This window comes from Pseudomonas sp. R4-35-07 (assembly GCF_003852235.1).
GTDB lineage: Bacteria > Pseudomonadota > Gammaproteobacteria > Pseudomonadales > Pseudomonadaceae > Aquipseudomonas.
On the sequence record NZ_CP027732.1, the window covers coordinates 1,895,494 to 1,919,031 of the forward strand.

The 23,538-nt window shown below is 61.4% G+C and carries 24 protein-coding genes; 14 read left to right on the top strand and 10 right to left on the bottom strand.

Going from position 1 to position 23,538, the window contains the following annotated elements; translation table 11 throughout:
• The first annotated feature begins 36 nt into the window (after window positions 1–36).
• The gene (locus tag C4J89_RS08740) at window positions 37–777 is read left to right on the top strand and encodes a DUF599 domain-containing protein (RefSeq protein WP_124366431.1); all 741 of its coding nucleotides are present in this window, start codon (window positions 37–39) and stop codon (window positions 775–777) included.
• 83 nt (window positions 778–860) lie between these two features.
• On the opposite strand, the gene C4J89_RS08745 is transcribed toward C4J89_RS08740, so the two are convergent.
• Entirely contained in the window at window positions 861–1,118 is a 258-nt protein-coding gene (locus C4J89_RS08745; RefSeq protein ID WP_124361983.1) for a hypothetical protein, read from the bottom strand.
• A gap of 154 nt (window positions 1,119–1,272) precedes the next feature.
• On the opposite strand from C4J89_RS08745, the gene C4J89_RS08750 reads away from it, so the two are divergent.
• The 4 genes from C4J89_RS08750 to C4J89_RS08765 all read left to right on the top strand — a co-directional run bounded on the left by C4J89_RS08750 (window position 1,273) and on the right by C4J89_RS08765 (window position 4,957).
• The gene (locus C4J89_RS08750) at window positions 1,273–1,719 is read left to right on the top strand and encodes a PaaI family thioesterase (RefSeq protein ID WP_124414251.1); all 447 of its coding nucleotides are present in this window, start codon (window positions 1,273–1,275) and stop codon (window positions 1,717–1,719) included.
• Complete coding sequence (locus C4J89_RS08755; protein ID WP_124414252.1) at window positions 1,716–2,168, top strand: PaaI family thioesterase; 453 nt, start codon at window positions 1,716–1,718, stop codon at window positions 2,166–2,168. The genes C4J89_RS08750 and C4J89_RS08755 overlap by 4 nt, the downstream gene beginning before the upstream one ends.
• A gap of 89 nt (window positions 2,169–2,257) precedes the next feature.
• Window positions 2,258–4,162: a molecular chaperone HtpG gene (htpG, locus tag C4J89_RS08760; protein WP_124414253.1), complete on the top strand. Its 1,905-nt coding sequence runs from the start codon at window positions 2,258–2,260 to the stop codon at window positions 4,160–4,162.
• Window positions 4,163–4,228: 66 nt separating this feature from the next.
• Window positions 4,229–4,957 carry a dienelactone hydrolase family protein gene (locus C4J89_RS08765; RefSeq protein ID WP_124361987.1) on the top strand — a complete coding sequence of 243 codons (729 nt, stop codon included), beginning with the start codon at window positions 4,229–4,231 and terminating at the stop codon, window positions 4,955–4,957.
• A gap of 98 nt (window positions 4,958–5,055) precedes the next feature.
• Here C4J89_RS08765 and C4J89_RS08770 read toward each other — a convergent pair whose 3' ends face one another.
• Both C4J89_RS08770 and C4J89_RS08775 read right to left on the bottom strand, forming a co-directional pair.
• Window positions 5,056–5,922, bottom strand: a complete 867-nt coding sequence (locus tag C4J89_RS08770) for a pirin family protein (protein ID WP_124414254.1) — start codon at window positions 5,920–5,922, stop codon at window positions 5,056–5,058.
• 63 nt (window positions 5,923–5,985) lie between these two features.
• Window positions 5,986–6,402: an OsmC family protein gene (locus C4J89_RS08775; protein ID WP_124361989.1), complete on the bottom strand. Its 417-nt coding sequence runs from the start codon at window positions 6,400–6,402 to the stop codon at window positions 5,986–5,988.
• A 171-nt stretch (window positions 6,403–6,573) separates the two neighbouring features.
• On the opposite strand from C4J89_RS08775, the gene C4J89_RS08780 reads away from it, so the two are divergent.
• Complete coding sequence (locus tag C4J89_RS08780) at window positions 6,574–7,566, top strand: amidohydrolase family protein (RefSeq protein ID WP_372238980.1); 993 nt, start codon at window positions 6,574–6,576, stop codon at window positions 7,564–7,566.
• 724 nt (window positions 7,567–8,290) lie between these two features.
• On the opposite strand, the gene fabB is transcribed toward C4J89_RS08780, so the two are convergent.
• From fabB to C4J89_RS08810, 5 genes are all read right to left on the bottom strand, one after another.
• Window positions 8,291–9,511 (bottom strand): beta-ketoacyl-ACP synthase I, encoded by a 1,221-nt coding sequence (gene fabB, locus C4J89_RS08790; RefSeq protein WP_124361992.1) that lies wholly within the window; start codon window positions 9,509–9,511, stop codon window positions 8,291–8,293.
• Window positions 9,512–9,522: 11 nt separating this feature from the next.
• A complete protein-coding gene (gene fabA, locus C4J89_RS08795; protein WP_003210552.1) occupies window positions 9,523–10,038 on the bottom strand; it encodes a 3-hydroxyacyl-[acyl-carrier-protein] dehydratase FabA in 516 nt (171 codons plus the stop codon).
• A 249-nt stretch (window positions 10,039–10,287) separates the two neighbouring features.
• Entirely contained in the window at window positions 10,288–12,189 is a 1,902-nt protein-coding gene (locus C4J89_RS08800) for an ATP-binding protein (RefSeq protein ID WP_124414256.1), read from the bottom strand.
• Window positions 12,186–13,115 carry an ABC transporter substrate-binding protein gene (locus C4J89_RS08805; protein ID WP_124414257.1) on the bottom strand — a complete coding sequence of 310 codons (930 nt, stop codon included), beginning with the start codon at window positions 13,113–13,115 and terminating at the stop codon, window positions 12,186–12,188. The genes C4J89_RS08800 and C4J89_RS08805 overlap by 4 nt, the downstream gene beginning before the upstream one ends.
• A 1-nt stretch (window position 13,116) precedes the next feature.
• Window positions 13,117–15,249, bottom strand: a complete 2,133-nt coding sequence (locus tag C4J89_RS08810) for a TonB-dependent siderophore receptor (RefSeq protein ID WP_124414258.1) — start codon at window positions 15,247–15,249, stop codon at window positions 13,117–13,119.
• 195 nt (window positions 15,250–15,444) lie between these two features.
• Between C4J89_RS08810 and C4J89_RS08815 the strand changes: the two genes are divergently transcribed.
• The 8 genes from C4J89_RS08815 to C4J89_RS08850 all read left to right on the top strand — a co-directional run bounded on the left by C4J89_RS08815 (window position 15,445) and on the right by C4J89_RS08850 (window position 21,597).
• Window positions 15,445–16,470, top strand: coding sequence for an NAD(P)H-dependent glycerol-3-phosphate dehydrogenase (locus C4J89_RS08815; protein ID WP_124361996.1), 1,026 nt, complete (start codon window positions 15,445–15,447; stop codon window positions 16,468–16,470).
• Window positions 16,471–16,480: 10 nt separating this feature from the next.
• Window positions 16,481–16,828 carry a DUF4389 domain-containing protein gene (locus C4J89_RS08820; protein WP_124361997.1) on the top strand — a complete coding sequence of 116 codons (348 nt, stop codon included), beginning with the start codon at window positions 16,481–16,483 and terminating at the stop codon, window positions 16,826–16,828.
• Window positions 16,825–17,274: a phosphohistidine phosphatase SixA gene (gene sixA / locus C4J89_RS08825; protein ID WP_124361998.1), complete on the top strand. Its 450-nt coding sequence runs from the start codon at window positions 16,825–16,827 to the stop codon at window positions 17,272–17,274. The genes C4J89_RS08820 and sixA overlap by 4 nt, the downstream gene beginning before the upstream one ends.
• A 72-nt stretch (window positions 17,275–17,346) precedes the next feature.
• Window positions 17,347–17,790, top strand: a complete 444-nt coding sequence (locus tag C4J89_RS08830; protein WP_124361999.1) for a hotdog fold thioesterase — start codon at window positions 17,347–17,349, stop codon at window positions 17,788–17,790.
• A 97-nt stretch (window positions 17,791–17,887) separates the two neighbouring features.
• A complete protein-coding gene (locus C4J89_RS08835; RefSeq protein WP_124362000.1) occupies window positions 17,888–18,691 on the top strand; it encodes an alpha/beta fold hydrolase in 804 nt (267 codons plus the stop codon).
• A complete protein-coding gene (locus tag C4J89_RS08840; RefSeq protein WP_124414259.1) occupies window positions 18,688–19,542 on the top strand; it encodes an alpha/beta hydrolase in 855 nt (284 codons plus the stop codon). The genes C4J89_RS08835 and C4J89_RS08840 overlap by 4 nt, the downstream gene beginning before the upstream one ends.
• A 102-nt stretch (window positions 19,543–19,644) precedes the next feature.
• Window positions 19,645–20,463: a DUF4892 domain-containing protein gene (locus C4J89_RS08845; protein WP_124362002.1), complete on the top strand. Its 819-nt coding sequence runs from the start codon at window positions 19,645–19,647 to the stop codon at window positions 20,461–20,463.
• 72 nt (window positions 20,464–20,535) lie between these two features.
• Window positions 20,536–21,597 (top strand): AI-2E family transporter, encoded by a 1,062-nt coding sequence (locus tag C4J89_RS08850; RefSeq protein WP_124362003.1) that lies wholly within the window; start codon window positions 20,536–20,538, stop codon window positions 21,595–21,597.
• Here the strand turns inward: C4J89_RS08850 and C4J89_RS08855 are convergent.
• On the bottom strand, window positions 21,594–22,628 hold the full coding sequence (locus C4J89_RS08855; protein ID WP_124362004.1) for a HAMP domain-containing sensor histidine kinase: 1,035 nt from the start codon (window positions 22,626–22,628) through the stop codon (window positions 21,594–21,596). The two genes, C4J89_RS08850 and C4J89_RS08855, sit on opposite strands and share 4 nt — an antisense overlap.
• Window positions 22,628–23,392: a response regulator gene (locus tag C4J89_RS08860; protein WP_124414260.1), complete on the bottom strand. Its 765-nt coding sequence runs from the start codon at window positions 23,390–23,392 to the stop codon at window positions 22,628–22,630. The genes C4J89_RS08855 and C4J89_RS08860 overlap by 1 nt, the downstream gene beginning before the upstream one ends.
• Window positions 23,393–23,538: the final 146 nt, after the last annotated feature.

The following is a 23,538-nucleotide window of genomic DNA, read 5'->3' on the forward strand; positions in this document are numbered from 1 at the left end:
TCATTTCTCAAATGAAAACTGTGAACAAGGGCCCACATGTCGTTTGTCGAAACCAATCAAGTCCACCTGCTTGCTGCCCTATGGTTCATCCTGTGTTGGGGCGGTTATACCCGTTACGCCACTTGGAAGGCCCGCGACACGGCCTGCCTGGCCAGCGTGTTGCATCTGTATCGCGAAGACTGGATGCGCCGCATGTTGCTGCGCGATAACCGCATCGCCGACGCCAGCGTGATCGGTAACCTGGAGCGGAACGCCTCGTTCTTCGCCTCCAGCACCTTGATTATCCTCGCCGGCATCCTCACCGTGCTGGGCGCCTCCGAGCGGGCGGTATCGCTGCTGGCGGATATCCCGATGGTGCAGCAGGCCTCTCAGGGTATGTCGGAGATCAAGTTGCTGTGCCTGGCGCTGGTGTTCGTCTACGCCTTCTTCACCTTCAGCTGGTGCATGCGTCAGTACAACTTCGCCGCAGTGCTGGTGGGTTCGGCACCGATGATCGGTGAGCGGCATGTGTCGGAGCAGGAGCGCAATGCATTTGCCTTGCGGGCGGCGCGGGTGATTTCGATGGCGGCCAACCAATTCAACTTTGGCCTGCGCGCTTATTACTTCGGCATGACCATGCTGGCCTGGTTCGTCAGCCCGTGGTTGTTCATGTTGATGAGCAGCGGGGTGGTGTTAGTGCTTTACCGTCGTGAGTTCCATTCCGACGTTCTACAGGTGATGGTGTATACCCCGACGGAGATGCACGCCCCGGATCCGGCAAAAGACAACGTGTCTTGAACGTCGGATAAAACAACAGGCAAAGAAAAGCCCGCTTTATAAGCGGGCTATCTTTTGCAGCACTACAGCTTTACACCGTGCAATTACTGCTTGGCAGGCTCTGCAGGTGCGGCAGGTGCAGCTTCTTTCGCGGCGGCAGCGTTCGATTCGGCCTGAGCTTTGGCAGCATCGGCGTTTTCTTTCGCAGCGTCGTTCACTTTATCCTGTGCTTTCGCCATGTCTTGCTGAGCTTGCTCAGAATGTGCAGCGGCGTCTTGGGCTTTGTCTTCGGATTTCTTGTCGCAGGCAGCCAGGCCGAGGGCAGCGGCCAGCATCATGGAAATAGCTAATGTGTTGCGCATGGTGTTTCTCCTTATTGAAGATATCTACTGGCCTTTCGAACTCAAGGGGCCAGCATTAGTTCCTTTTGTTCCACAGATATATAAAGCTTTTCGCCAGGAACTTTCCAAATTATTACCTATCCGGCCCACTCACACTAATAAGAATTTAAAAACAATGACCGAAACCCCCTTGTTAGACCGCGCCACTCGCTTTGCTTCGGCGCTTCGCCATTGCCAGGTACTGGGGATTACGGTCCATGCTGCGACGAAGGAGGGCATGACGTTGGTGTTGCCCTACGGCGCGCATATCGTCGGTGATCCCCGCACCGGAGTCATCCACGGTGGCGCGCTGACTTCGTTGATGGACACCGCCTGCGGCATGGCCACCCTGTGCGTGCTGCCCGAGTTCGAGGTGTGCCCGACCCTGGATTTGCGCATCGACTATATGCATCCCGCCGAACCGCATAAACCGGTGTATGGCTTCGCCCAGTGCTACCGGGTAACCACCGATGTGATCTTCACCCGCGGCGTGGCCTATCAGGACGATCCACAGCAGCCCATTGCCCATGTAGTAGGCACCTTCATGCGCATGGGCAAGCACCTCAAGGGGATGCCAGCATGAGTCATCGATTCAAGACCCGCCTGGAGCAAGCACTGGAGCACGGCGATTACGCGGCACTGCTCGACCTGGTTCCCTACGCAAAGCTGATCGGCGTCGAATGCACGCGCTCAGGGGACGAATTGCTGTTTCGCCTGCCAGCCAACAAGGACAACATTGGTAACCCTATATTGCCGGCGCTGCATGGCGGGGTGATCGCCGGCTTCATGGAACTGTCAGCGGCGTTGCACTTGCTCGTATTTACCGGCGCCCCGGGCCTGCCGAAAATCATCGACTTCTCCCTGGATTACCTGCGCGCTGGCCAATTTCGCGACACCTACGCCACCTGTCAGGTGTGGCGCCAGGGCCGGCGTGTCGCCAACGTGGCGATCACCGCCTGGCAAACCACGCCAGCGGAACCAATTGCCACCGCTCGCGCACATTTCAAGATCGAGGAACCGCCGCGCCCTTGAAATCCAGGTTGGAGCCCCCAACTTTGATGACAACCCGCCGCCAACCCTTTCGGGCGCGGCCATTGCCATCCAATTGGAGTTTGATGACCATGAGTGTGGAAACTCAAAAGGAAACCCTGGGCTTCCAGACCGAGGTGAAGCAACTGCTGCACCTCATGATCCATTCGCTGTATTCCAACAAGGAAATTTTCCTTCGCGAATTGATCTCGAACGCCTCTGACGCTGTCGACAAATTACGTTTCGAAGCCCTGTCCAAGCCTGAGTTGCTGGAAGGTGGCGCCGAACTGAAAATCCGTGTGAGCTACGACAAAGACGCCAAAACCGTCACCCTCGAAGACAACGGTATCGGCATGAGCCGTGACGATGCGATCACCCACCTGGGGACCATCGCCAAATCCGGCACCGCAGACTTCATGAAGAACCTGTCGGGCGACCAGAAAAAAGATTCCCACTTGATCGGCCAATTCGGCGTGGGCTTCTATTCGGCTTTCATCGTTGCCGACAAGGTAGAAGTGTTCAGCCGCCGCGCCGGTCTTGACGCCAGCGAAGGTGTGCACTGGGCTTCCAAAGGTGAGGGCGAGTTTGAAATCGCCACCCTCGACAAGCCTGACCGTGGCACCCGTATCGTGCTGCACCTGAAAGATGGCGAAGACGAATTCGCCGATGGCTGGCGCCTGCGCAACATCATCAAGAAATACTCCGACCACATCGCCCTGCCGATCGAGTTGCCGAAGGAACAAGCGGCTGCCGAAGGCGAAGAAACACCGGCCGTCGAATGGGAAACCGTCAACCGCGCCAGCGCCCTGTGGACCCGTCCGCGTACCGAAATCAAGGACGAGGAATACCAGGAGTTCTACAAGCACATCGGCCACGATTACGAGAACCCGCTGAGCTGGAGCCACAACAAGGTCGAAGGCAAGCTGGAATACAGCTCGCTGCTCTACGTGCCGGCCCGTGCGCCGTTCGACCTGTACCAGCGCGAAGCGCCGAAGGGCCTGAAGCTTTACGTACAGCGTGTGTTCGTGATGGACCAGGCGGAATCGTTCCTGCCGCTGTACCTGCGCTTCATCAAGGGTGTGGTTGATTCCAACGACCTGTCGCTGAACGTGTCGCGTGAGATCCTGCAAAAAGACCCGATCATCGACTCCATGAAGTCGGCGTTGACCAAGCGCGTACTCGACATGCTGGAAAAACTGGCGAAGAACGAGCCTGAGAAATACAAGGGCTTCTGGAAAAACTTCGGCCAGGTCATGAAAGAAGGTCCGGCAGAAGATTTCGCCAACAAGGAAAAAATCGCCGGCCTGCTGCGTTTTGCCTCGACTCAAGGTGAAGACGGTGAACAGGTTGTGTCGCTGGCCGACTACCTGGCACGCGCCAAGGAAGGTCAGGACAAGATCTACTACCTCACCGGTGAAACTTACGCTCAGGTTAAAAACAGCCCGCACCTGGAAGTCTTCCGCAAGAAAGGCATCGAAGTGCTGCTGCTGACCGACCGTATCGATGAGTGGCTGATGAGCTACCTCACCGAATTCGACGGCAAGTCGTTTGTGGACGTGGCGCGTGGCGACCTGGACCTGGGCAACCTGGATTCCGAGGAAGACAAGAAAGCCGCTGAAGAAGTCGCCAAGTCCAAAGAAGGCCTGGTTGAGCGGATCAAGGCGTCCCTGGGTGAAGCCGTCAGCGAAGTGCGGGTTTCCCATCGTCTGACCGATTCGCCGGCGATCCTGGCCATCGGCGAGCAGGACCTGGGCATGCAGATGCGTCAGATCCTCGAAGCCAGCGGTCAGAAGGTTCCGGATTCCAAGCCGATCTTCGAATTCAACCCGGCGCACCCGCTGATCGAGAAGCTCGACGGTGAGCAGAGCGAAGAGCGTTTTGGCGACCTGTCGCACATCCTCTTTGACCAGGCGGCCCTGGCCGCTGGCGACAGCTTGAAAGACCCGGCCGCTTATGTGCGTCGACTGAACAAGCTGTTGGTTGAACTGTCGGTTTAACACCGTTGTAGAAAAACCCGCTTCGGCGGGTTTTTTCGTTTTAGCGCACCTCAACTGGAGTGAATCATGAGCCAAGTCACACTACGTTCCGTGGTCTATCAGATTGATGGCCAGACTTATGAAAGCCGCTTGGCGTTCGATGCCAGCCACAAAGGCCCGTTGCCGGGGCTGTTGATGGCGCCGAACTGGATGGGCGTGAGCGCAGGGGCCGAAGAGATCGCCAAGAGCGTGGCCGGCCAAGGCTATGTGGTGTTGATCGCCGACCTCTATGGGCAAACCGTGCGCCCTTCGAACGGTGATGAGGCGGGTGCGGCGATGATGCCGCTGAAGAACGACCGTGCGTTGCTGAACAAGCGTATGCAAGCCGCCTTCGAACACCTGCAAAGCCAGACTGAAGCGGCTGTGGATACGTCGAAACTGGCGACCTTCGGCTTCTGCTTCGGTGGCTGCTGCTCCCTGGAGCTGGCCCGTACCGGTGCGCCGTTGAAAGCGGCGGTATCGTTCCATGGCACCCTCGACACACCGAACCCCGCAGATGCGAAGAACATCAAGGGTTCAGTGCTGGTGCTGCACGGCGCCTCGGACCCGCTGGTACCGAAAGAACAACTGCCGGCGTTCGAAGATGAAATGAACGCGGCGGGTGTGGATTGGCAATTGCTGAGCTACGGTGGCGCGGTGCATTCCTTTACCGACCCCGAAGCCAATGTGCCGGGCAAGATGATGTATGACGCCAAGACCGCAGCGCGGGCTTTCCGGTCGATGCATAACTTGCTGGATGAGGTGTTCAAGGGCTGATTTTTTAGTGTCTGTTCGGACGCTATCGGGAGCAAGCCCCCTCCCACACTTGGATTGTGAATACAGTGCAAATGTGGGAGGGGGCTTGCCCCCGATGACTATCTAACAGGCAACTCAATCCTTTCAGACTCCCCCGGCACCGTCGGCCAATCCCCAGCCGCCCAGCGCTGCCGTGCCTGTTCGATCACCGCCGGATCGCTGGCCACAAAGTTCCAGTTTATCCGCCGTGGCCCATCCAGCGGCGCGCCGCCAAGTATCACCAGGTGGCAGTCACTCTCGGCGGACAGGGTCATCTCCTGCCCAGTCGGTAAGACCACCAGGCTGCATACCTCCAGAACCTCACCGTCCAACTGCGCGTCACCCTCCAGTACATACACCGCGCGCTCCTCGTGCTCATCCGGGATCAGCAGGGTAGTGGCCGTCTGCATCCGCACGTCGGCGTACAGCGTGGGCGACAACACCGGTACGGGCGACTTGAGACAGAACCCGCTGCCGGCGATCAGGCGCACCTGCACGCCCAGGTTATCGCTGACCGGCAAACTGGCCGCCGGGTGATGACTGTAGTGGCCCGGCCCGGTTTCGTGGTGCTTGGGCGATGCCAGCCACACTTGCAGCCCATGCAGCGTAAAACCACTGGCCTTGACCGCCTCAGGCGTGCGCTCGACGTGGGCAATCGCGCTGCCAGCAGTCATCCAGCTGACCTCTCCGGCTTGCACCACCTGGTCCGAGCCCAGGCTGTCCTTGTGCTGCAAGGTGCCTTCGAACAGATAGGTGAGGGTCGACAGCCCGATATGGGGATGCTGGCGGATATTCATCCCACTGCCCGGCGCGTAACGGATCGGCAGCATATGGTCGAAAAACACGAAAGGCCCGACGCTGCGGCATTCACGCGAGGGCAGTGGGCGCAGGATAGGCTGGCCCTCGACATCTTCGGGGCGAGGGCGGATCACGGTGAGCGTGGTCATGGGGGCATCCCTGTCTGAGCGGGTTGATGACGCTGAGCATAACCCGCTCGGACAGAGTTGGCGTTATTGGCTGAAGGCGCCTTCCGAAAGTGTGGTCTCGATGCTGACTTCGGCGGTGGTCATCAGTTTGTGCACCGGGCACTTGTCGGCGACACGGTGCAACTCATCGCGCTGAGCGTCGGTGAGCACGCCCTTGAGGGTCAGCTTGACGTTGAGCCTGTACTTACCTTTTTGCTCTTCGGCGGCGTCGTGGGTAACTTCTACCGTCACCCCGGTGAGCGGAATGTCTTTCTTCTGCGCATAGAGCCTGACGGTCAAGGCCTTGCACGATGCCAGCGCAGCATCGAAGTAATCATGGGGAGAGGGCGCTGAATCGTCACCTCCCAGGCTCTTGGGCAGGTCGGTAAACAGCTCGTGGTTGTTGATAGCGACGCTGTGACGGAAATTCTCAGCGTTCAACGTATTGACGGTAACAGGCATGGCGAACCTCACAAGGCTGTGGATGACGGTCATGCAGTAATAGAACATGCCGACGCTGGGGGCGTTCCAGGTTTTTGTCCGTGCTGAACCCTGACGCGTGGCGTAGGGTCTACCCGTATCAGCCCCTATCGAGGTATCACCGTGCTCTGGACCCGTGTGAGTTTTGCCCTGATGCTCGCCGCCAGCAGCCTTGCCGCGCAGGCTCGCGAGTATGCCTACAGCGATGCGCACCTGCATTACGTGGACTTTTTCCAGGAAACCGCGGGCATGGACAAGTTGCTCAAGGCCATGGGGGAGAATCGCATCGAACATGTGATGATTTCCGGTATTCCCGTGGCCAAGAAATGGCATGAGGACGAACCCAAGCGCCCGCGCTATTACGCAGGCGATGACGCCGATGCCTATTGGTACAGCGCCACCGATGTGATCGTCGCCGCCGCGGTCAATAAGCTGACCCCTGAACAGCGCCAGCACTTTCACCCGTTCCTGGCCGGTTTCAATCCTAACGACAAGAACTCCGCTGCCCACATCCAGCGCATGCTCGACCTCAACCCAGGGCTGTGGCAGGGCATAGGCGAGGTGTTTACCCGCCACGACGACCTCACCGCGCTGACCTCGGGTGATACACCGCGCGCCAACAACGAAGCCATGACGCGCATCTATCACTTGGCGGCGGAGAACGACCTGCCGGTGATGGTGCACTCCAACATCACCTCCAAGCGCGAGCGCAACCCGTTGTACCTGGCCGAAATCGAGCAGCCGCTGCGCAACCATCCGCACACGCGCTTTATCTGGGCCCACGCCGGCACCAGCAAGGAAATCCATCGCCATCAGGTGCAAATGGAGTTCTTGCTGCCCACCTTGAATCGCCTGCTGGAAACCTACCCCAACCTGTATATCGATCTGTCGTGGAGCATGCTCACGCCCTATCTGCTGGATGATGCGGGCAAGCCCAGGCCGGAGTGGGTCAAGCTCGTGGAGCGCTTCCCTGATCGCTTCATGTTGGGCTCTGATGTGGTAGGACGCTTCAACAAGCTGGGTAAGGAAATGCGCCGCTTTGATCCCTTCCTTGATGCATTGCCTGAAGACGTTGCCCACAAGGTCGCGCGGGATAACTTTTTGGCCATCCTGCCCAAGTCGCCTCGCGATGAGGAAGCGCATTGATAGCGGGTTTTGGTTTTGTGTAATGACGTAAGGCGCCGTTAACCTACAGCGGTGGCGCGGTTTTTGGTGTAGGGTTGGGGCTGAGGTGGCCCTATCGGGGCATAGGTACCTACGCAATTTTGGCACGCCCCTGAACCTGTGACGGCTCAGGAGCCGAAACCTCTCTAACTGACGCCCCGCGACCAAAATGTGGGAGGGGGCTTGCCCCCGATGGCGGCCTGACAGCCGACCTGAATGCTGGATCAGAACGAGTACATATCCGTTCCTGCGGTAACGGCGGCTGGCGGTTCCGCTTTTACAGCGTGTCACTTTTGGAAGGACCGGAATGCCGGCCCAGCCAAAAGTAACCAAAAGGTCCTCGCCCCACCACTCGGCACCTCGCCTAGGCTCGGTGTGCCCGTAATCCGACATTGATTTGGGGGGCCGCCGCCACGCGCCATCCATGGCGCGGGGCGGCTAAACCGGCATCCCTGCCGGTTTACCCCCCAAATCACTGTCGGATTCCGGCCAGCGTGGTTTAACGGGGCGCCTAAGATCAAGAGCAGGAGCAAGATCAAGAGCGGCTCGCTTCGCATCGTGGTTACCGTAGGCTGCTACAAAAGTTGTGTAGATACCTATGCCTATCGGGGACAAGCCCCCGATGCAGGTGACCCGGTCTCATTCAATGGCTCACAAAAAAGCCCCGAACCAGTCGGGGCTTTTTCATGTGATCAGCCTGCGGGCCTTACTTGCCCTGCCAGCGTTTCAGCACCAGGGTGGCGTTAGTGCCACCAAAGCCGAAGCTGTTGCTCATCACGGTGTCGATTTTTACATCTTCAACGGTCTTGGTCAGGATCGGCATATCGGCGACGACCGGGTCAATCTCGTCGATGTTGGCCGAACCGGCCATGAAGTTGCCTTCCATCATCAGCAGGCAGTAGATCGCTTCGTGAACGCCAGCGGCGCCCAGGGAGTGACCCGACAGGCTCTTGGTGGAGCTGATTTTCGGCGCATTGTCACCGAATACCGCACGCACGCCTTCCATTTCCTTGGCGTCGCCAACAGGAGTCGAAGTGCCGTGGGTGTTCAGGTAGTCGATCGGGGTGTCCACGGTGGACATCGCCATCTGCATGCAACGAATGGCGCCTTCACCGCTTGGCGCAACCATGTCGTAGCCGTCGGACGTCGCACCGTAGCCGACGATTTCCGCGTAGATCTTGGCGCCGCGGGCCAGGGCGTGTTCCAGTTCCTCGACCACGACCATGCCGCCACCGCCGGCGATGACGAAACCGTCACGCTTGGCGTCGTAGGCGCGGGAGGCTTTTTCCGGGGTTTCGTTGTACTGGGTGGACAGCGCGCCCATGGCGTCGAACAGGAACGACTGGCTCCAATGTTCTTCTTCACCGCCGCCGGCGAATACGATGTCCTGCTTGCCCAGTTGAATCTGCTCAACGGCAGTGCCGATGCAGTGGGCGCTGGTGGCGCAGGCCGAGGAGATCGAGTAGTTGACACCCTTGATCTGGAACGGCGTGGCCAGGCAAGCCGAAACGGTGCTGCCCATGGTCCGCGTGACACGGTACGGGCCAACGCGTTTCACGCCTTTTTCGCGCAGGATGTCCAGCGCTTCCATCTGGTTCAGGGTGGATGCGCCGCCGGAGCCGGCGATCAGGCCGGTACGTACGTTCGACACCTGGTCTTCGCTCAGGCCGGAGTCGGCGATCGCGTCTTTCATGGCCAGGTAGGCGTAGGCGGCAGCGTGGCCGACGAAGCGATAGATCTTGCGATCGATCAGTTCTTCGAGGGGCAGGTCGATGGAGCCGGAAACCTGGCTACGCAGACCCATTTCGGCATATTCCGGGTTGAAGCGGATGCCAGGGCGACTTGCACGCAGGTTAGCGGTGACGGTCTCTTTGTCATTGCCCAGGCAAGAAACGATGCCCAGACCAGTGATAACGACGCGGCGCATGCGGATAACCCTTAAAAGTTGTCAGTGGAAGTGAATACGCCGACCCGAAGGCCTTCGGCAGTATAGATCTCGCGACCGTCGACAGTCACCGAACCGTCGGCAATGGCCAGGTTCAGCTTGCCCTTGAGGACGCGCTTGATTTGAATGTTGTAGGTGACTTTCTTGGCGGTCGGCAGGACCTGGCCAAAGAACTTCACTTCGCCCGAACCCAGGGCGCGACCGCGACCCGGCAGGCCTTGCCAGCCCAGGTAGAAGCCGACCAGTTGCCACATGGCATCGAGGCCCAGGCAGCCCGGCATCACCGGGTCTCCTTCGAAGTGGCAGGCGAAGAACCACAGGTCAGGGGTGATATCCAGCTCGGCGACCAATTCACCTTTGCCGTACTTGCCACCCTCTTCGCTGATATGGGTGATGCGATCCACCATCAGCATGTTCGGGGCGGGCAGTTGCGCGTTACCTGGGCCGAACAGCTCACCGCGACTGCAGCGCAGCAGGTCTTCCCGAGTAAAGGCGTTTTGTTTGGTCATGCGAGCTCCTCAATAATCCCATGCGGCAGGGTAGGGCAAATCTTCCCGAACCGAATGAAGCGTTCATGCCTCATAGCGGTAGCCTACACATAGACTATTGCGTTGTAGTGAAAGTCACAGCGGCAAGGTACTCAATGTACACTTGTTCACTGAAATGTTAAACCGGACCTGTTTATCGGTCCGTTCGGGTGCCTAAGACTGCCGCACTTTCGTCTTCCACGCCAGTCGGACTTGGCTTGAACGCGACAGCTAATGTACCCAGCGCTGTAGGATTTGCTGCAAATCCGTGCGTTTGAACGGTTTGGCCAGGTAATCGTTCATTCCGGCTGCCAGACAGGCTTCGCGGTCGCCCTGCAAGGCGTTGGCGGTCAGGGCGATAATCGGCAGATCGGCGCAGCCCGGCAGCTGGCGGATGCGCCGGGTGGCCTCGTAGCCGTCGATCAATGGCAGGCGGCAATCCATCAGGATGGCCGTGAAAATCAGGCTTTCGGCGCTGCGGATCGCCTCGGCGCCATCGGTGGCCAGGCTGACTTCGAAGCCCAGGCTGCGCAGCATGGCCTCGACCACGGTACGATTAACCGGGTTGTCTTCCACCAGCAGTATATGCCGCCCGTCGCCTGCACTGGTTTTACCCACGGCGTCCTCGGCGATGGCGGGCAGGCTCTGTTGATCGATAGCCAGCGGAATTTCCAGGGTGAACACGGAGCCCCGGCCTTCTTCGCTCTGGGCGCGCAGGGTGCCACCCATGCGTTCGGCCAGCGTACGGGCAATCGGCAGGCCGAGGCCGGTGCCGCCGTAACGTCTTGAAATGGAACTGTCGGCCTGCTGGAACGCGTCGAACATCAATTCCAGGCGCTCGGCGGAAATGCCGATACCACTGTCGCGCACGGTGCAGGTGAACCACACCAGTTCATGGTCGAGGGTTTGCCAGTGGGGCTGCACGTGTACCGTGCCGTGCTCGGTGAACTTCAAGGCATTGCCGATCAGGTTCACCAGAATCTGCCGGATACGCGTCGGATCACCGCGCACCCGCAGGGCTTCCATGCCCGATGGAATCGGCAGCTCCAGGGCCAGCCCGCGTTGCTGCGCACTGTGCTGGAACGCCTGGGCGCAACTGCTGATCAGTTCAGCCAGGTTGAAGGAAATATGTTCCAACTCCAGCGCGGCCCGCTCGATACGTGAAAAATCGAGGATGTCATTGATCACCTTGAGCAGGTGCTCGGTGGACTCGGAGGCCAGCGCCGCGTACTCGGCCTGTTCTTCGGTCATCTCGGTGGTTTCCAGCAGTTGCAGCATGCCCAGCACGCCATTCATGGGCGTGCGCAGCTCATGGCTCATCATCGCCAGGAAGTCCGACTTGGCATTGTTCGCGCGCTCGGCTTCTTCGCGGGTCTGGATCAGTTGAGCCATGGCCTGCTGTTGTTCACGGCTGGCCTGGTTGAGGCCGGCGGCCAGGTTGTTGATGTGCCGCGCCAGATCGCCCAGTTCGGAGTCATCGACAATCGGCAGCGGTGTCTTGTAGTCACCCTGCTGGATAGCCTTCACCGCGTTCCCCATGGCGCTGATCGGCTGCGACAGGCTGGCGGCCAGGCGTCGCGCCAGCAGGCAGGTGAACAACAGCGCGAACAGCGCCAGGATGCCGGCCTTGAACAGGATTTCCTGCTGGCGCTGGCTGAACGCATCGTTGGACATCCCGACGATCACTCGGCCCAGGTAATCCGCGCGCGGCGCTGTGGGTTCGTTGAGGTTGTCCTGGAAAAAGTCATTGCCCAACTGGATATGTTGCAAGCGGATCGGTGCCTGGAACACCTTCACCGACAGTGAGCGGTCGTGTTTCTCCGACGGCTGCTCCACGTACACCAGAATGTTCTCGGCGCTGTCCTGAATCTCCAGGAAACGCACGTGCGGGGTAGCCAGCGTCGCGCGCAACAGGGTGTCGAGCACCTCGTTGTTGCCGGAAATAACGCCGTACTCGGTGGCCGGCGCCAGTTGGTTGGCGATCAACTGGCCGGTGTGGTCCAGCTCCTGGCGCAAGTCCTGGATACGCACGAAGGTAAAGAAGCTGATCAACAGCAAGGTCAGCAACAGCGCGGGCCCCAGGGTAATGAGCTGGGTGCGGGTGTTGATGTCCCAGCGACGGCGCAAGGTCATGGGCGTCTGTCTCCTTCGGCCAAGCGGGCGGCGACGGCAGCTTCGTCGACCTGTTCGATGCCCAGTGAGCGCGCGACTTGCGGGTTGCCCACCACTTTGAAGTGTTCCGGGTAGAGCGTGCGCGGCCAGTTGGCCGGCGGGTGGTCCAGCAGCCGATCGAGTACCGCGAGCCAGTCAGGCTGGTCGCTGTAGGTGCTGGCCAGGCTCCCAGCGCGGACAAACCCGGCATTGGGCCCCACCAACGGCAATTGCTGGGCATAGCTGCTCAATAACAGGTTTTTGGCTGTTTTAGGGTTGTACAGTTGCGGATCGTCCAGGCCCAGCAGCACGTCACTGTTCTTGAACAGGGCTTGCAGGGGGCGGCTGTCATTGGTGTTGTCCCAGCGTTGCGGCACGATTTCCAGGCCCAGCGGCGCCGCGTACCGGTCAAGCTCAGGCAGCAGGAATTCGCTGTCGGCACCGTAAAGCACACCGATGCGCCGGGCCTGGGGCACGATGCTGGCGATCAGGCGCAACTGGCGCGTCAGCGGCGGATCGCTCCACAACAGGCTGATTTTTGCCGGGTGCGCGCCACCCAGGCGTTGCTGGGCTTGCAGACGGCTGATGCGCAGCACCAGGGTCGGCGGGCCCTGGCTGTCCTGCAAGCGCCAGTCGAGGCCGGGCAGGTCGAGCAGGATCAGGCGGGTAGTGGCGGGCAACTGGCTCGGCGCCGGCAGGTTTTGCAGCAGGGTGAAGGAGACATGGTCTTCGGGGCGCTGCTGCGCGAGGGCCTGTGTAAAGGCTTGGACGCCGGCACCGTCCTCGGCGGCGGTCAGCAGGATTTCCGCGCTCCACACGGGCCTCGTGAACAGCAGGCACACCAGCAGCAAGCCTTTGCGCCACAGCCTTGAAACGACAGGGAGGGTCATCCGTGACGGGTCGCCCATGTCAGAACTCTAACTGCGCGCTGAAGTAGAGCACATGGCGATGGTCGTAATGGTTGTCGGGCCAGGTGGTCGGCTGGTTATCGAGGCGTTGTTGCAGCATGCCAGCCAGCTCCACGTTGGTTTTGCCCAGGGCAATGCGCTTGGCCACCCGCAGGTCGACCCGTTCGAAGCGATACTCGTTGAGTGCGTCGTCACCATAGTAGAACAAGGCGCTGGACCAGCCGTGGCCCCATTCGCGCAACCAGCCGGCCGAGCCGCTGTTACGTGCGGTCTGCGCCTTGTCGAGTGGGTTGCTGGTGCTCGCGTCGACGTAAGCGTAGGTCAGGCGCAGGCGGTCGGCGTTGCTCACGCGCCAGTCGAATTGGGATTCGGCACCGGTAAAGCGCGAGCTGTTGGCGTTGCTGGCGATGTATTGGTTGTTGCGCAACGGCGAGCTGATCATGTCGGTGATTTCGTCATAGAACAGCTTCACGTCGACATTCAACCCGAGGTCGGCAAAGAAGCCGTTGTAGCCCAGTTCGCGCGAGCGCATCAACTCTTTATCGAGATTGCCCGGGCCGCGTGTTACCACAAAATATTGCCCGGAATTCTGCCCATACACCGGCGAACTGAGGTTGGTGACGCGGTAGCTCCAGTTGACGTTGTTCTCGAACATGTCCGGTGAACGGATCGCCTCGGAGTACACCGCCCGCAGGCCGTGGCGCGGGTTGATCAGGTAGTTGACCGCCACGCGGGGTGTCAGCGAGTTACCGCTCAAGTGGGTGTCTTCGTACATTGCGCCGCCTTGCAGCAGCCAATGTTCGCTGGCGCGCCATTCCAGGTGGCCGAACAGGCGCCAGGTGGTGTCGTCCAGCGTTCCGTTGAAGTAGGTGTCGGAGTCGGCGCGGTCGTAGCGGTAATTCATTCCGCTGACCAGGCGCAGGCTGTCGGAGAGGCTGAGGGTGTCTTGCAACTCCAGGTCGTAGCGGCTTTCCTGGGTGCTTTGGTCGATATCGCCGCACACGCTTTGGCTGGCGCCGTTGCGCCATTGGTCCAGTACCTGGTTGCCCAGCGCCTGTTCGGCGGCGCTGCCGGGCGGGGCGCTACCCTGGCTGAACTGATCCATGTGCCGCGCCAGTTTTTCGGCGTAGTTGGGGTTGAGCTGCCACAGCTGGGTCAGTTCAGGGCTGAACGAGACCTTGGCGTCACAGGCTTTCCAGATCTGCCGACGGTTCCATTGCTGGGCCGACCCCTGGATATACAGGCTGTGGTCGGGGTTGAAGTCGAAATTCCAGCGCATTGAACCCGCGTAGTCCTTGGCGGTGACGTCGGAATTGGTGCCGCCTTCGGTAATCCCGGCGAACACCGGAGTGTAGGTATAGGGACGCTGATTGGTGCCTTCCTTGGCATCCAACTGCCAGTCGATGCTTTGTTGCGCATTCAACGTCTGGCTGACGGCCAGGCTGAAACGGCTGAGGCGGCGGCTGTCTCGGCGGTCGGCACCGGCGGCATCGCTATCAAAACCATCGTCCTGTTGCCCGGACAGCGACAGGCGCAAGTCGCCGGTGTCCCAGCCCACGCCCTGGCTGGCATAGACATCGTTGATCCCGCGTTCACCGCGTATGACCTTCACCCGCGTGCCCTGGCTGTTGGCCGGTGAACGGGTGAGGATATTGACCACCGCCATCAGCGCATTGGCGCCGTAGCTGACGGTATTGGGACCACGAAACACCTCGATGCGCTCGATGTCTTCCATGGCCACTGGAATATCGCTCCAGTCCACCGTGGCCAGGCCTGCGCGGTACACCGAGCGTCCGTCGATCAAGACCTGCATGCGCCGTGCATCGCTGGCGCTGGTACCGTGGTAGTTCACCGCCGCCTGATTGCCGGTGGTGTAGCCGACCATCATCCCGGGCACCAGGCGCAACAGCTCGGCAATGTCACGCGCACCGCTGGTCTTGATCAACTCGCTGTCGATCACGGTCATGCTGCCGGGTACGGCCGCGGCCGATTGCTTGAGACGGGTGGCGGTCAATACCTGCGGCAGCGGTTGGCTGTCGAGGAACAGATCGTCGGCCGACGCACTGGCGCTGCACGCCAGGGTCAACGGCAGCATCAACAGCAGGGATGAGCGGGGAGGAGGGCCCAGGTACACGGCGCGGCCTTGATAATTGCGGATAGCCGCCCATGTTAACTGAGGTGAGGCCTTTTGCCAGTCGTGAGACCTGCAATAACTTCATTCAAGTGTGGCATTTTCCGACAAGCGCACGAATTCACACGGGGGCTGGCCGCAAGCAGGTCGCCCCGTATAATGCCGCCATCGCCACTGGTATGGATTAACGGATTGCATATGACTGAACAGCGCCCTATCGCGGTCCTGGGAGGCGGAAGTTTTGGTACCGCCGTGGCTAACCTGCTGGCCGAGAACGGCCACGCCGTGCGCCAGTGGATGCGTGATCCCGAGCAGGCCGAGGCCATTCGCGTGCATCGGGAAAACCCGCGTTACCTTAAAGGCATCAAGATTCATCCGGCGGTCGAACCCGTTACCGATTTGTTGGCAACCCTCACGGCCTGCGACCTGTGCTTTGTCGCGCTGCCTTCCAGCGCCTTGCGCTCGGTGCTGGCGCCCCACGCCGAACGCCTGGCGGGCAAGCTGCTGGTCAGCCTGACCAAGGGTATCGAGGCGCAGACATTCAAGCTGATGAGCGAAATCCTCCAGGAGATCGCCCCCCAGGCGCGCATTGGCGTGCTGTCCGGGCCGAACCTGGCGCGGGAAGTGGCCGAGCATGCGCTGACCGCCACGGTGGTCGCCAGTGAAGACGAGCAACTGTGCGAGCGCGTCCAGGCGGTGCTGCACGGTCGCACCTTCCGCGTCTACGCGAGTGCCGACCGGTTCGGCGTCGAACTGGGCGGTGCGTTGAAGAACGTCTACGCCATCATCGCCGGCATGGCCGTGGCCTTGGGGATGGGCGAAAACACCAAGAGCATGCTGATTACCCGCGCCCTGGCGGAGATGACTCGTTTCGCCGTGAATCAGGGCGCCAACCCGATGACCTTCCTGGGCCTGGCGGGCGTCGGCGACCTGATCGTCACCTGCTCGTCGCCGAAAAGCCGTAACTATCAGGTCGGGTTCGCGCTGGGCCAGGGGTTGAGCCTGGAAGAGGCCGTGACCCGTCTGGGCGAAGTGGCCGAAGGCGTCAACACCCTCAAGGTGCTCAAGGCCAAGGCCCAGGAAGTCGGGGTGTACATGCCGCTGGTTGCCGGGCTGCACGCGATCCTGTTTGAAGGGCGCACCTTGAACCAGGTCATCGAGCTGCTGATGCGCGCCGAGCCGAAAACCGATGTCGACTTTATTTCCACCAGCGGTTTCAACTGAGGAACACGGCATGAACGATTCGAAAGCAGCCCCCAAGTATGAGTCCATTGTGCTGCGCATCCTGTGGATGCTGGTATTTGCCCTGGTGTGGCAGGTGGCGCAGTTCGTACTCGGCGCCTTGGTGGTGGTGCAACTGATCTACCGGTTGATCTACGGCGCACCGAACCTGAGCCTGATGAACGTTGGCGACAGCCTCAGCCAGTTCCTTGCGCAGATCGGTCGCTTCGGCAGCTTCCACACCGAGCAAAAACCCTGGCCGTTCGCTGATTGGCCAACCCCGCGTGCACCGGAAGGCGAAGCCGCCCATAGCGTGCCGCCAGCACCGCACCCGGTGCGTGATGAAGAGCCCAAGCTATGAAATTGTGGATCCTGCGCCACGGGCAAGCCCAAGCTCATGCGCCAACTGACGCCGAGCGCAACCTCACCGAGCACGGCCGGGCTGAAGTGTTGCGCAGTGCAGCGCACCTGATCGGCCAGCCGCTCAGTGCCATCATTGCCAGCCCTTATGCGAGGGCGCAGCAGACGGCGCAGTTGGTGCGCGAGGCGTTGGGTTTCGAGCCGCCGGTCTGCACGGTGCCGTGGCTGACGCCAGAGGGCAGCCCGGCGCAGGTGCTGGAAAAACTCGATACCGATGACAACGTGCTGCTGGTCAGCCATCAGCCGCTGGTGGGCAACCTGATCAGCTTTTTGCAGCACGGTCACTCGCGCCAGCCGCAGCCGATGCATACCGCCAGCCTCGCGCTGTTGGAGGGTGACTTCCCATTGGCAGGGTTGATGAGCCTGGTCAGCGTTGAAAATCCATAAGCTATAGCGCTTATCTGGAATGCCGTTGTGTGGCAGGATTAGGATCGTAATAAAACCAATAAGGACAGTCCCATGAGCCTGTGGCGCACGCAACCGAATATCGAACAGCTCAACGCGAGCCAGAAAAACACTATCGGTGAATTGCTGGATATTCGCTTCGAAAGCTTTGACGACGAATCCATCACCGCCAGCATGGTAGTCGATCACCGCACCCATCAGCCCTACGGCCTGTTGCATGGCGGCGCCTCCGTAGTACTGGCCGAAAGCCTGGGCTCCGTGGCGGCCTACCTGTGCGTCGATGCGAGCAAGTTCTATTGCGTGGGCCTGGAGGTCAACGCCAATCACCTGCGCGGTGTGCGCAGCGGGCGCGTCACGGCGGTGGCCAGGGCCATTCATATCGGCCGCACGACCCAGGTGTGGGACATCCGCTTGACCAACGACGAGGGCAAGGCCAGTTGCGTATCGCGCCTGACCGTGGCCGTGGTACCCCTGGGCGAACAGCCTCCGGCGCGATAGACATGGCGTGAGTGTCATCATTCCTGGCGGTTACGGTCATTGCCGTGAACGCCAGGCATGGTGACAATCAACCTCTGTTCCTGAAGAGCGCGCCGCTATGTCGCAGCATGTGTTTTTCGCCCACGCCAATGGCTTCCCGTCGGCCACCTACGGCAAGTTGTTCGCGGCCCTGGCTCCCGAATATACGGTGGGGCATTTGCCGCAGCACGGCCACGATCCCAGGTTCCCGGTGGACGATAACTGGCAGAACCTGGTAGATGAACTGATCCACCATCTGCAGCAGCAACCGGAGCCGGTGTGGGGCGTCGGCCATTCCCTGGGCGGGGTCTTGCATTTGCACGCCGCCATGCGCTGCCCGCAGCTGTACCGTGGCGTGGTGATGCTGGACTCGCCGGTGTTGACCCGCGCGGATCGCTGGGTGATTCGCGCCGCCAAACGCTTTGGTTTCATCGACCGCCTGACCCCGGCCGGACGCACCCTGGGCCGTCGTGAAGAATTCACCGACCTGGAGGCCGCGCGCGCTTACTTCGCCGGCAAGACCCTGTTTCGCGGTTTCGACCCCGAGTGTTTCGAGGCGTATCTGCAACATGGTCTGCTGCCAGTGGGCGACCGTCTGCGTCTGCGTTTCGACCCCGCGACGGAAATCAGCATCTATCGGGGCGTGCCTCACACCAGCCCCGGCCAGGTGCGCCAGTTGAAAGTGCCGCTGGCGGTGGTGCGCGGCCAGCAGAGCCGTGTGGTGATGCGCCATCATGTCAGCGGCGTAGGTCGCCTGCCCATGGGTGAGATGCTCACCATGCCCGGCGGCCATATGTTCCCCCTTGAGCGACCCCAGGACACCGCGACCTTGATCAAGCACCTGTTTACCCGCTGGCAGGCCCGTGAGCGCAGTTGCGCATGAGCGCGCCCGTGGAAGAAGTACGCCTGAGCCTGCCGCATATCGAGCTGGCGGCGCATCTGTTCGGGCCTGAAGACGGCTTGCCGGTCATCGCCCTGCACGGTTGGCTGGACAACGCCAACAGCTTTGCGCGCCTGGCGCCGAAGCTGCAGGGTTTGCGCATCGTCGCGCTGGATATGGCCGGGCACGGGCACTCGGCACATCGTCCGGCCGGGGCCGGTTACGCCGTGTGGGATTACGTCCACGATGTGTTGCAAGTGGCCGAGCAACTGGGCTGGCAACGTTTTGCATTACTTGGCCATTCCCTCGGCGCCATCGTTTCCCTGGTGCTGGCCGGAGCCTTACCGGAGCGCGTAACGCACCTGGGGCTGATCGACGGGGTGATCCCGCCGACCGCCCGCGGCGAGAACGCGGCCGAGCGGCTGGGCATGGCATTGCAGGCGCAATTGAGCCTGCAGGGCAAGCGCAAGCCGGTCTATGCCAGCCTGGACCGGGCAGTCGAGGCACGCATGCAGGGCCTCGTCGCGGTCAGCCGCGAAGCCGCCGAACTGCTGGCCCAGCGCGGTTTGATGCCGGTGCCGGGTGGCTATACCTGGCGCAGCGACAGTCGCCTGACCCTGGCATCACCGATGCGCCTGACCGATGAACAAGCCATGGCGTTCGTACGACGCGTGAGTTGCCCTACACAGCTGGTGGTCGCGGCTGACGGCCTGTTGGCGAAACATTCCGAATTGCTTTCACAGCTGCCCTTTACCGTGACGACGCTGCCGGGTGGCCATCATTTGCACCTGAATGACGAGCCCGGTGCGGTTCTTGTTGCAGACTGTTTCAATCGGTTCTTCTCCGCGCCTTGACTTGGCGCGGTCAACTGCCGAGGCTGGGCGGATTGAAAGGGAGTCAACCATGAACCATCTTGAAACCGCTGCGACCCTCCATGGCCACGGCTCATCGATCCGATGAGCCTGGGTAAAGGCTGTATCCGTGCCTTTGGGCTGTGCTGTTTCAGCCCGCTGGTGTTCGCTGCCGATGTAGCGGGAAGCCAGGACTTACCGGCCATCGCCCGCCAGGTGGACGCGCAGATCGTCGACTATCGCCCTGCTGAAGAAAAGGAGCGCATCTACCCCATGGGTGCGATCCGCAAGATCAGCGGTCAATTGCGCTCCGAAGCCCAGGCCACCGCACGCGGTCCAACCACCGCGATCACCTACGAATTGCCTGCCGAGCACAGCTCCAGCGCCGCCTTTACCGCCACTCGCGAAGCCTTGCAGGCTCAGGGCGCGCAGCTGTTGTTCTGGTGCCAGGCCCGCGATTGTGGCGAAAGCAGCCTGTGGGCCAACGAGGTGTTCGGCAACGCCAAGCTGGTGGGGGCCGATGGCCAGCAGGAGTACCTGCTTTTGCGCCTGGCGGCCCCACAGGACAACTCGCTGGTGGCGCTGTACGGCATTACCCGTGGCAATCGACGCGCCTATCTGCATGTCGAGCAACTGGATGCCAGCACGCCGCTGGGCACTCTTCTGCCCACGTCGGCAACGCTGTTGCGTGAGCTCAAAAGCACCGGCGAGCTGGACTTTCCTGCATTGGGCGCCGAGCCCGACGCCACCTGGTTGACCTTGATTTCCCGTGGGCTGAACCTCGACACCAACCTGCGCGTCAGCCTGACCGGGCCCAGCGCCGAAGCCTGGCGCCAGGGCCTGATTGACAGTGGCGTGCGCGCCGCGCGCCTGGAAACCGGCACAGGCAAGGCTGAAGGCCTGCATGTGCATCTGATACGCTAAGCGCCACAGGGCGAACGGACCCGCGCCGTTCGCCTAAGCTGTCTTCCTACATGACTCTTTTCGAGATACCCGATGCTCAATAACGATCGCCTGCTGGTGCAAATCCTGCTGCTGGTGCTGTTCGGTGCCAGCTTCTGGGTCATGGCGCCGTTCTGGTCGGCGCTGTTCTGGGGCGCGGTGCTGGCGTTTGCCAGTTGGCCGCTGATGGTACTGCTGACCCGTGGGCTGGGCGGTCGCGAATCACTGGCGGCCGGTATCCTGACATTGGGCTGGATGTTGCTGGTCGCGCTGCCGCTGGTGTGGCTGGGGTTCAACCTGGCGGACCATGTGCGCGATGCCGTCGTATTGATCAAGGATATCCAGGTCGACGGCTTGCCCAATGCGCCCACCTGGCTGGGCTCGATCCCGCTTATCGGCGAGCGGCTGGTGGCGACCTGGGACAGCATCGACCAACAGGGCGCGGCGCTGATGCTGAGTATCAAGCCTTACCTGGGCCAGGTCGGCAATTGGTTGCTGGCGCGCAGTGCGCAAATCGGCGGCGGCATTCTCGAGCTGACCTTGAGCCTGGTCTTCGTGTTCTTTTTCTACCGCGACGGGCCGCGCCTGGCGATGTTCGTGCACCGTCTGCTGGAGCGCCTGATCGGCGACCGCGCCAGCTATTACATCGAGCTGGTGGCCGGTACGGTGCAGCGGGTGGTCAATGGCGTGATCGGCACGGCTGCCGCCCAGGCCGTGCTGGCGCTGATCGGCTTCCTGATTGCCGGCGTGCCTGGCGCGTTGCTGCTGGGCGGCGTCACTTTCCTGCTCAGCCTGATTCCCATGGGCCCGCCGCTGGTGTGGATTCCGGCCACGGCCTGGTTGGCGTGGAAGGGTGACTACACCTACGCGGTGTTCCTTGGCGTGTGGGGCACCTTCATCATCAGCGGCGTCGACAACGTGCTCAAGCCTTACCTGATCAGCCGTGGCGGCAACCTGCCGTTGGTGATCGTGCTGCTGGGCGTATTCGGCGGCTTGATCGCGTTCGGCTTTATCGGCCTGTTTATCGGCCCGACCTTGCTCGCGGTGGCCTACAGCTTGTTGACCGACTGGAGCGCGACCCAGGCCCAGGCGCGGCGCGAAGACAAGCCGCTTTAAACCCTCGGCAGCCACACTACGGCGGTCAAACCGCCGCCTGGCGTATCGTCCAGGCTCAGGTGGCCGCCGAGGCGTTCGACCGCTTCCTTGGCGATCGTCATGCCCAGGCCGACGCCGCCGGAATTACGGTTGCGCGAGCCCTCCAGGCGAAAGAACGGTTCGAACACCGCTTCGCGCTTATCGGCCGCGATGCCGGGGCCGTGATCGATCACCCGAATCACCAGGGCGCCGCGGCTGTCGGCCAGTTCCACGCGCGCCGAGCCGGCATAGCGCAGGGCATTGTCGATCAGGTTGTTGAGGCACGAACGCAGCGCCATCGGCTGCACCTGCAAGGGCGCGCAGGTGCCGCACACCTGCACATCGCTGCCCTGGTCCTGGGCGTTTTCGCTGAGCGATTCCACCAGCGCCTGCACGTCGAGCCAGTGGCGGGTCTCGCTGGTGCGCTGTTCGTGCAGGTAGCTCAAGGTGGCGTCGAGCATGCCGATCATGTCGTTGAGGTCCTGGCGCATCTGGCCTTGCAGCTTGGTGTCTTCGATCTGTTCCAGGCGCAGTTTCAGCCGGGAGAGCGGCGTGCGCAGGTCATGGGAGACTGCCCCGAGCATGCGTGCGCGCTGGCTGACTTGTTCGCGGATGCGCCTTTGCATCAGGTTGAAGGTTGACGCGGCCTGGCGTGCCTCGCGAGGCCCGGATTCGTCCAGCGGCGGGCTGTCGAGGTCGAGGCTCAAACGCTCGGCCGCCGCGCTCAGGCGCTGGATCGGCCGGCTCAACAGCTTGGCGCCGTACCAGGCGGCGATGATCAGCGAGATGAACTGAAACGTCAGCGGCACCACCGGGCCACCGAACCAGGGTCGCTGATGCTTGGCCAACGGCTTCATCGAGCCATCCGGCTGTTCGACGAAGGTTTCCGGCGGCGGTGGCGGCGGTGGGCCGTAATGATGGAACCAGAAGAACGCCAGCACATGCGCCAGCACGATGGCCACCAGCAACACGCCGAACAGCCGCCCGAACAAGGTATTGAAGGTGGCGCGCATCAACCGATATCCCGCGCGTCGAACAGATAGCCTTCGCCGCGCACGGTCTTGATCAAGCGGGGGGCCTTGGGGTCGTCGCCCAGTTTCTGGCGCAGGCGCGACACCAGCAGGTCGATGCTGCGATCGAAGGCTTCGATGGAGCGACCGCGTGCGGCATCCAGCAATTGTTCGCGGCTCAACACGCGGCGCGGGCGTTCGATGAACACCCACAGCAGGCGGAACTCGGCGTTGGACAGCGGCACCACCAGGCCATTGTCGGCCACCAATTGGCGCAACACACTGTTGAGGCGCCAGTTGTCGAAGCGGATGTTGGCGCGCTGCTCGGTACGGTCATCGCGTACACGGCGCAGGATGGTCTGGATACGCGCCACCAGTTCGCGCGGTTCGAAGGGTTTGGACATATAGTCGTCGGCGCCCAGTTCCAGGCCGATGATACGGTCGGTGGGCTCGCAGCGGGCGGTGAGCATCAGGATCGGGATGTCCGATTCAGCCCGCAGCCAGCGGCACAAGGTAAGGCCGTCTTCGCCCGGCAGCATCAGGTCGAGCACCACCACATCGAAGGTTTCGCCTTGCATGGCCAGGCGCATCGCCGCGCCGTCGGTCACACCCGTGGCTAAAATATTGAAGCGCGCCAGGTAATCGATCAGCAATTCACGAATCGGCACATCGTCATCGACGATCAGCGCACGGGTGTTCCAGCGCTTGTCGTCGGCGATCACCGCGCCTGGGTGCTCGTCGTTTACCGGGACGGAAGGAGTCTGCATAGTGCGATCATCTACCTGATTGTTACGGCCAGCATAGGCGCCCAGCCCCATGGCTGGAAGTGCTGGACGGTCGGTCATGCGGCGAGGCTAACGGTGGGGCGTGTTGGGCGCATGTCGTGAATGTATCGGCGTTGAAATAATTGCCG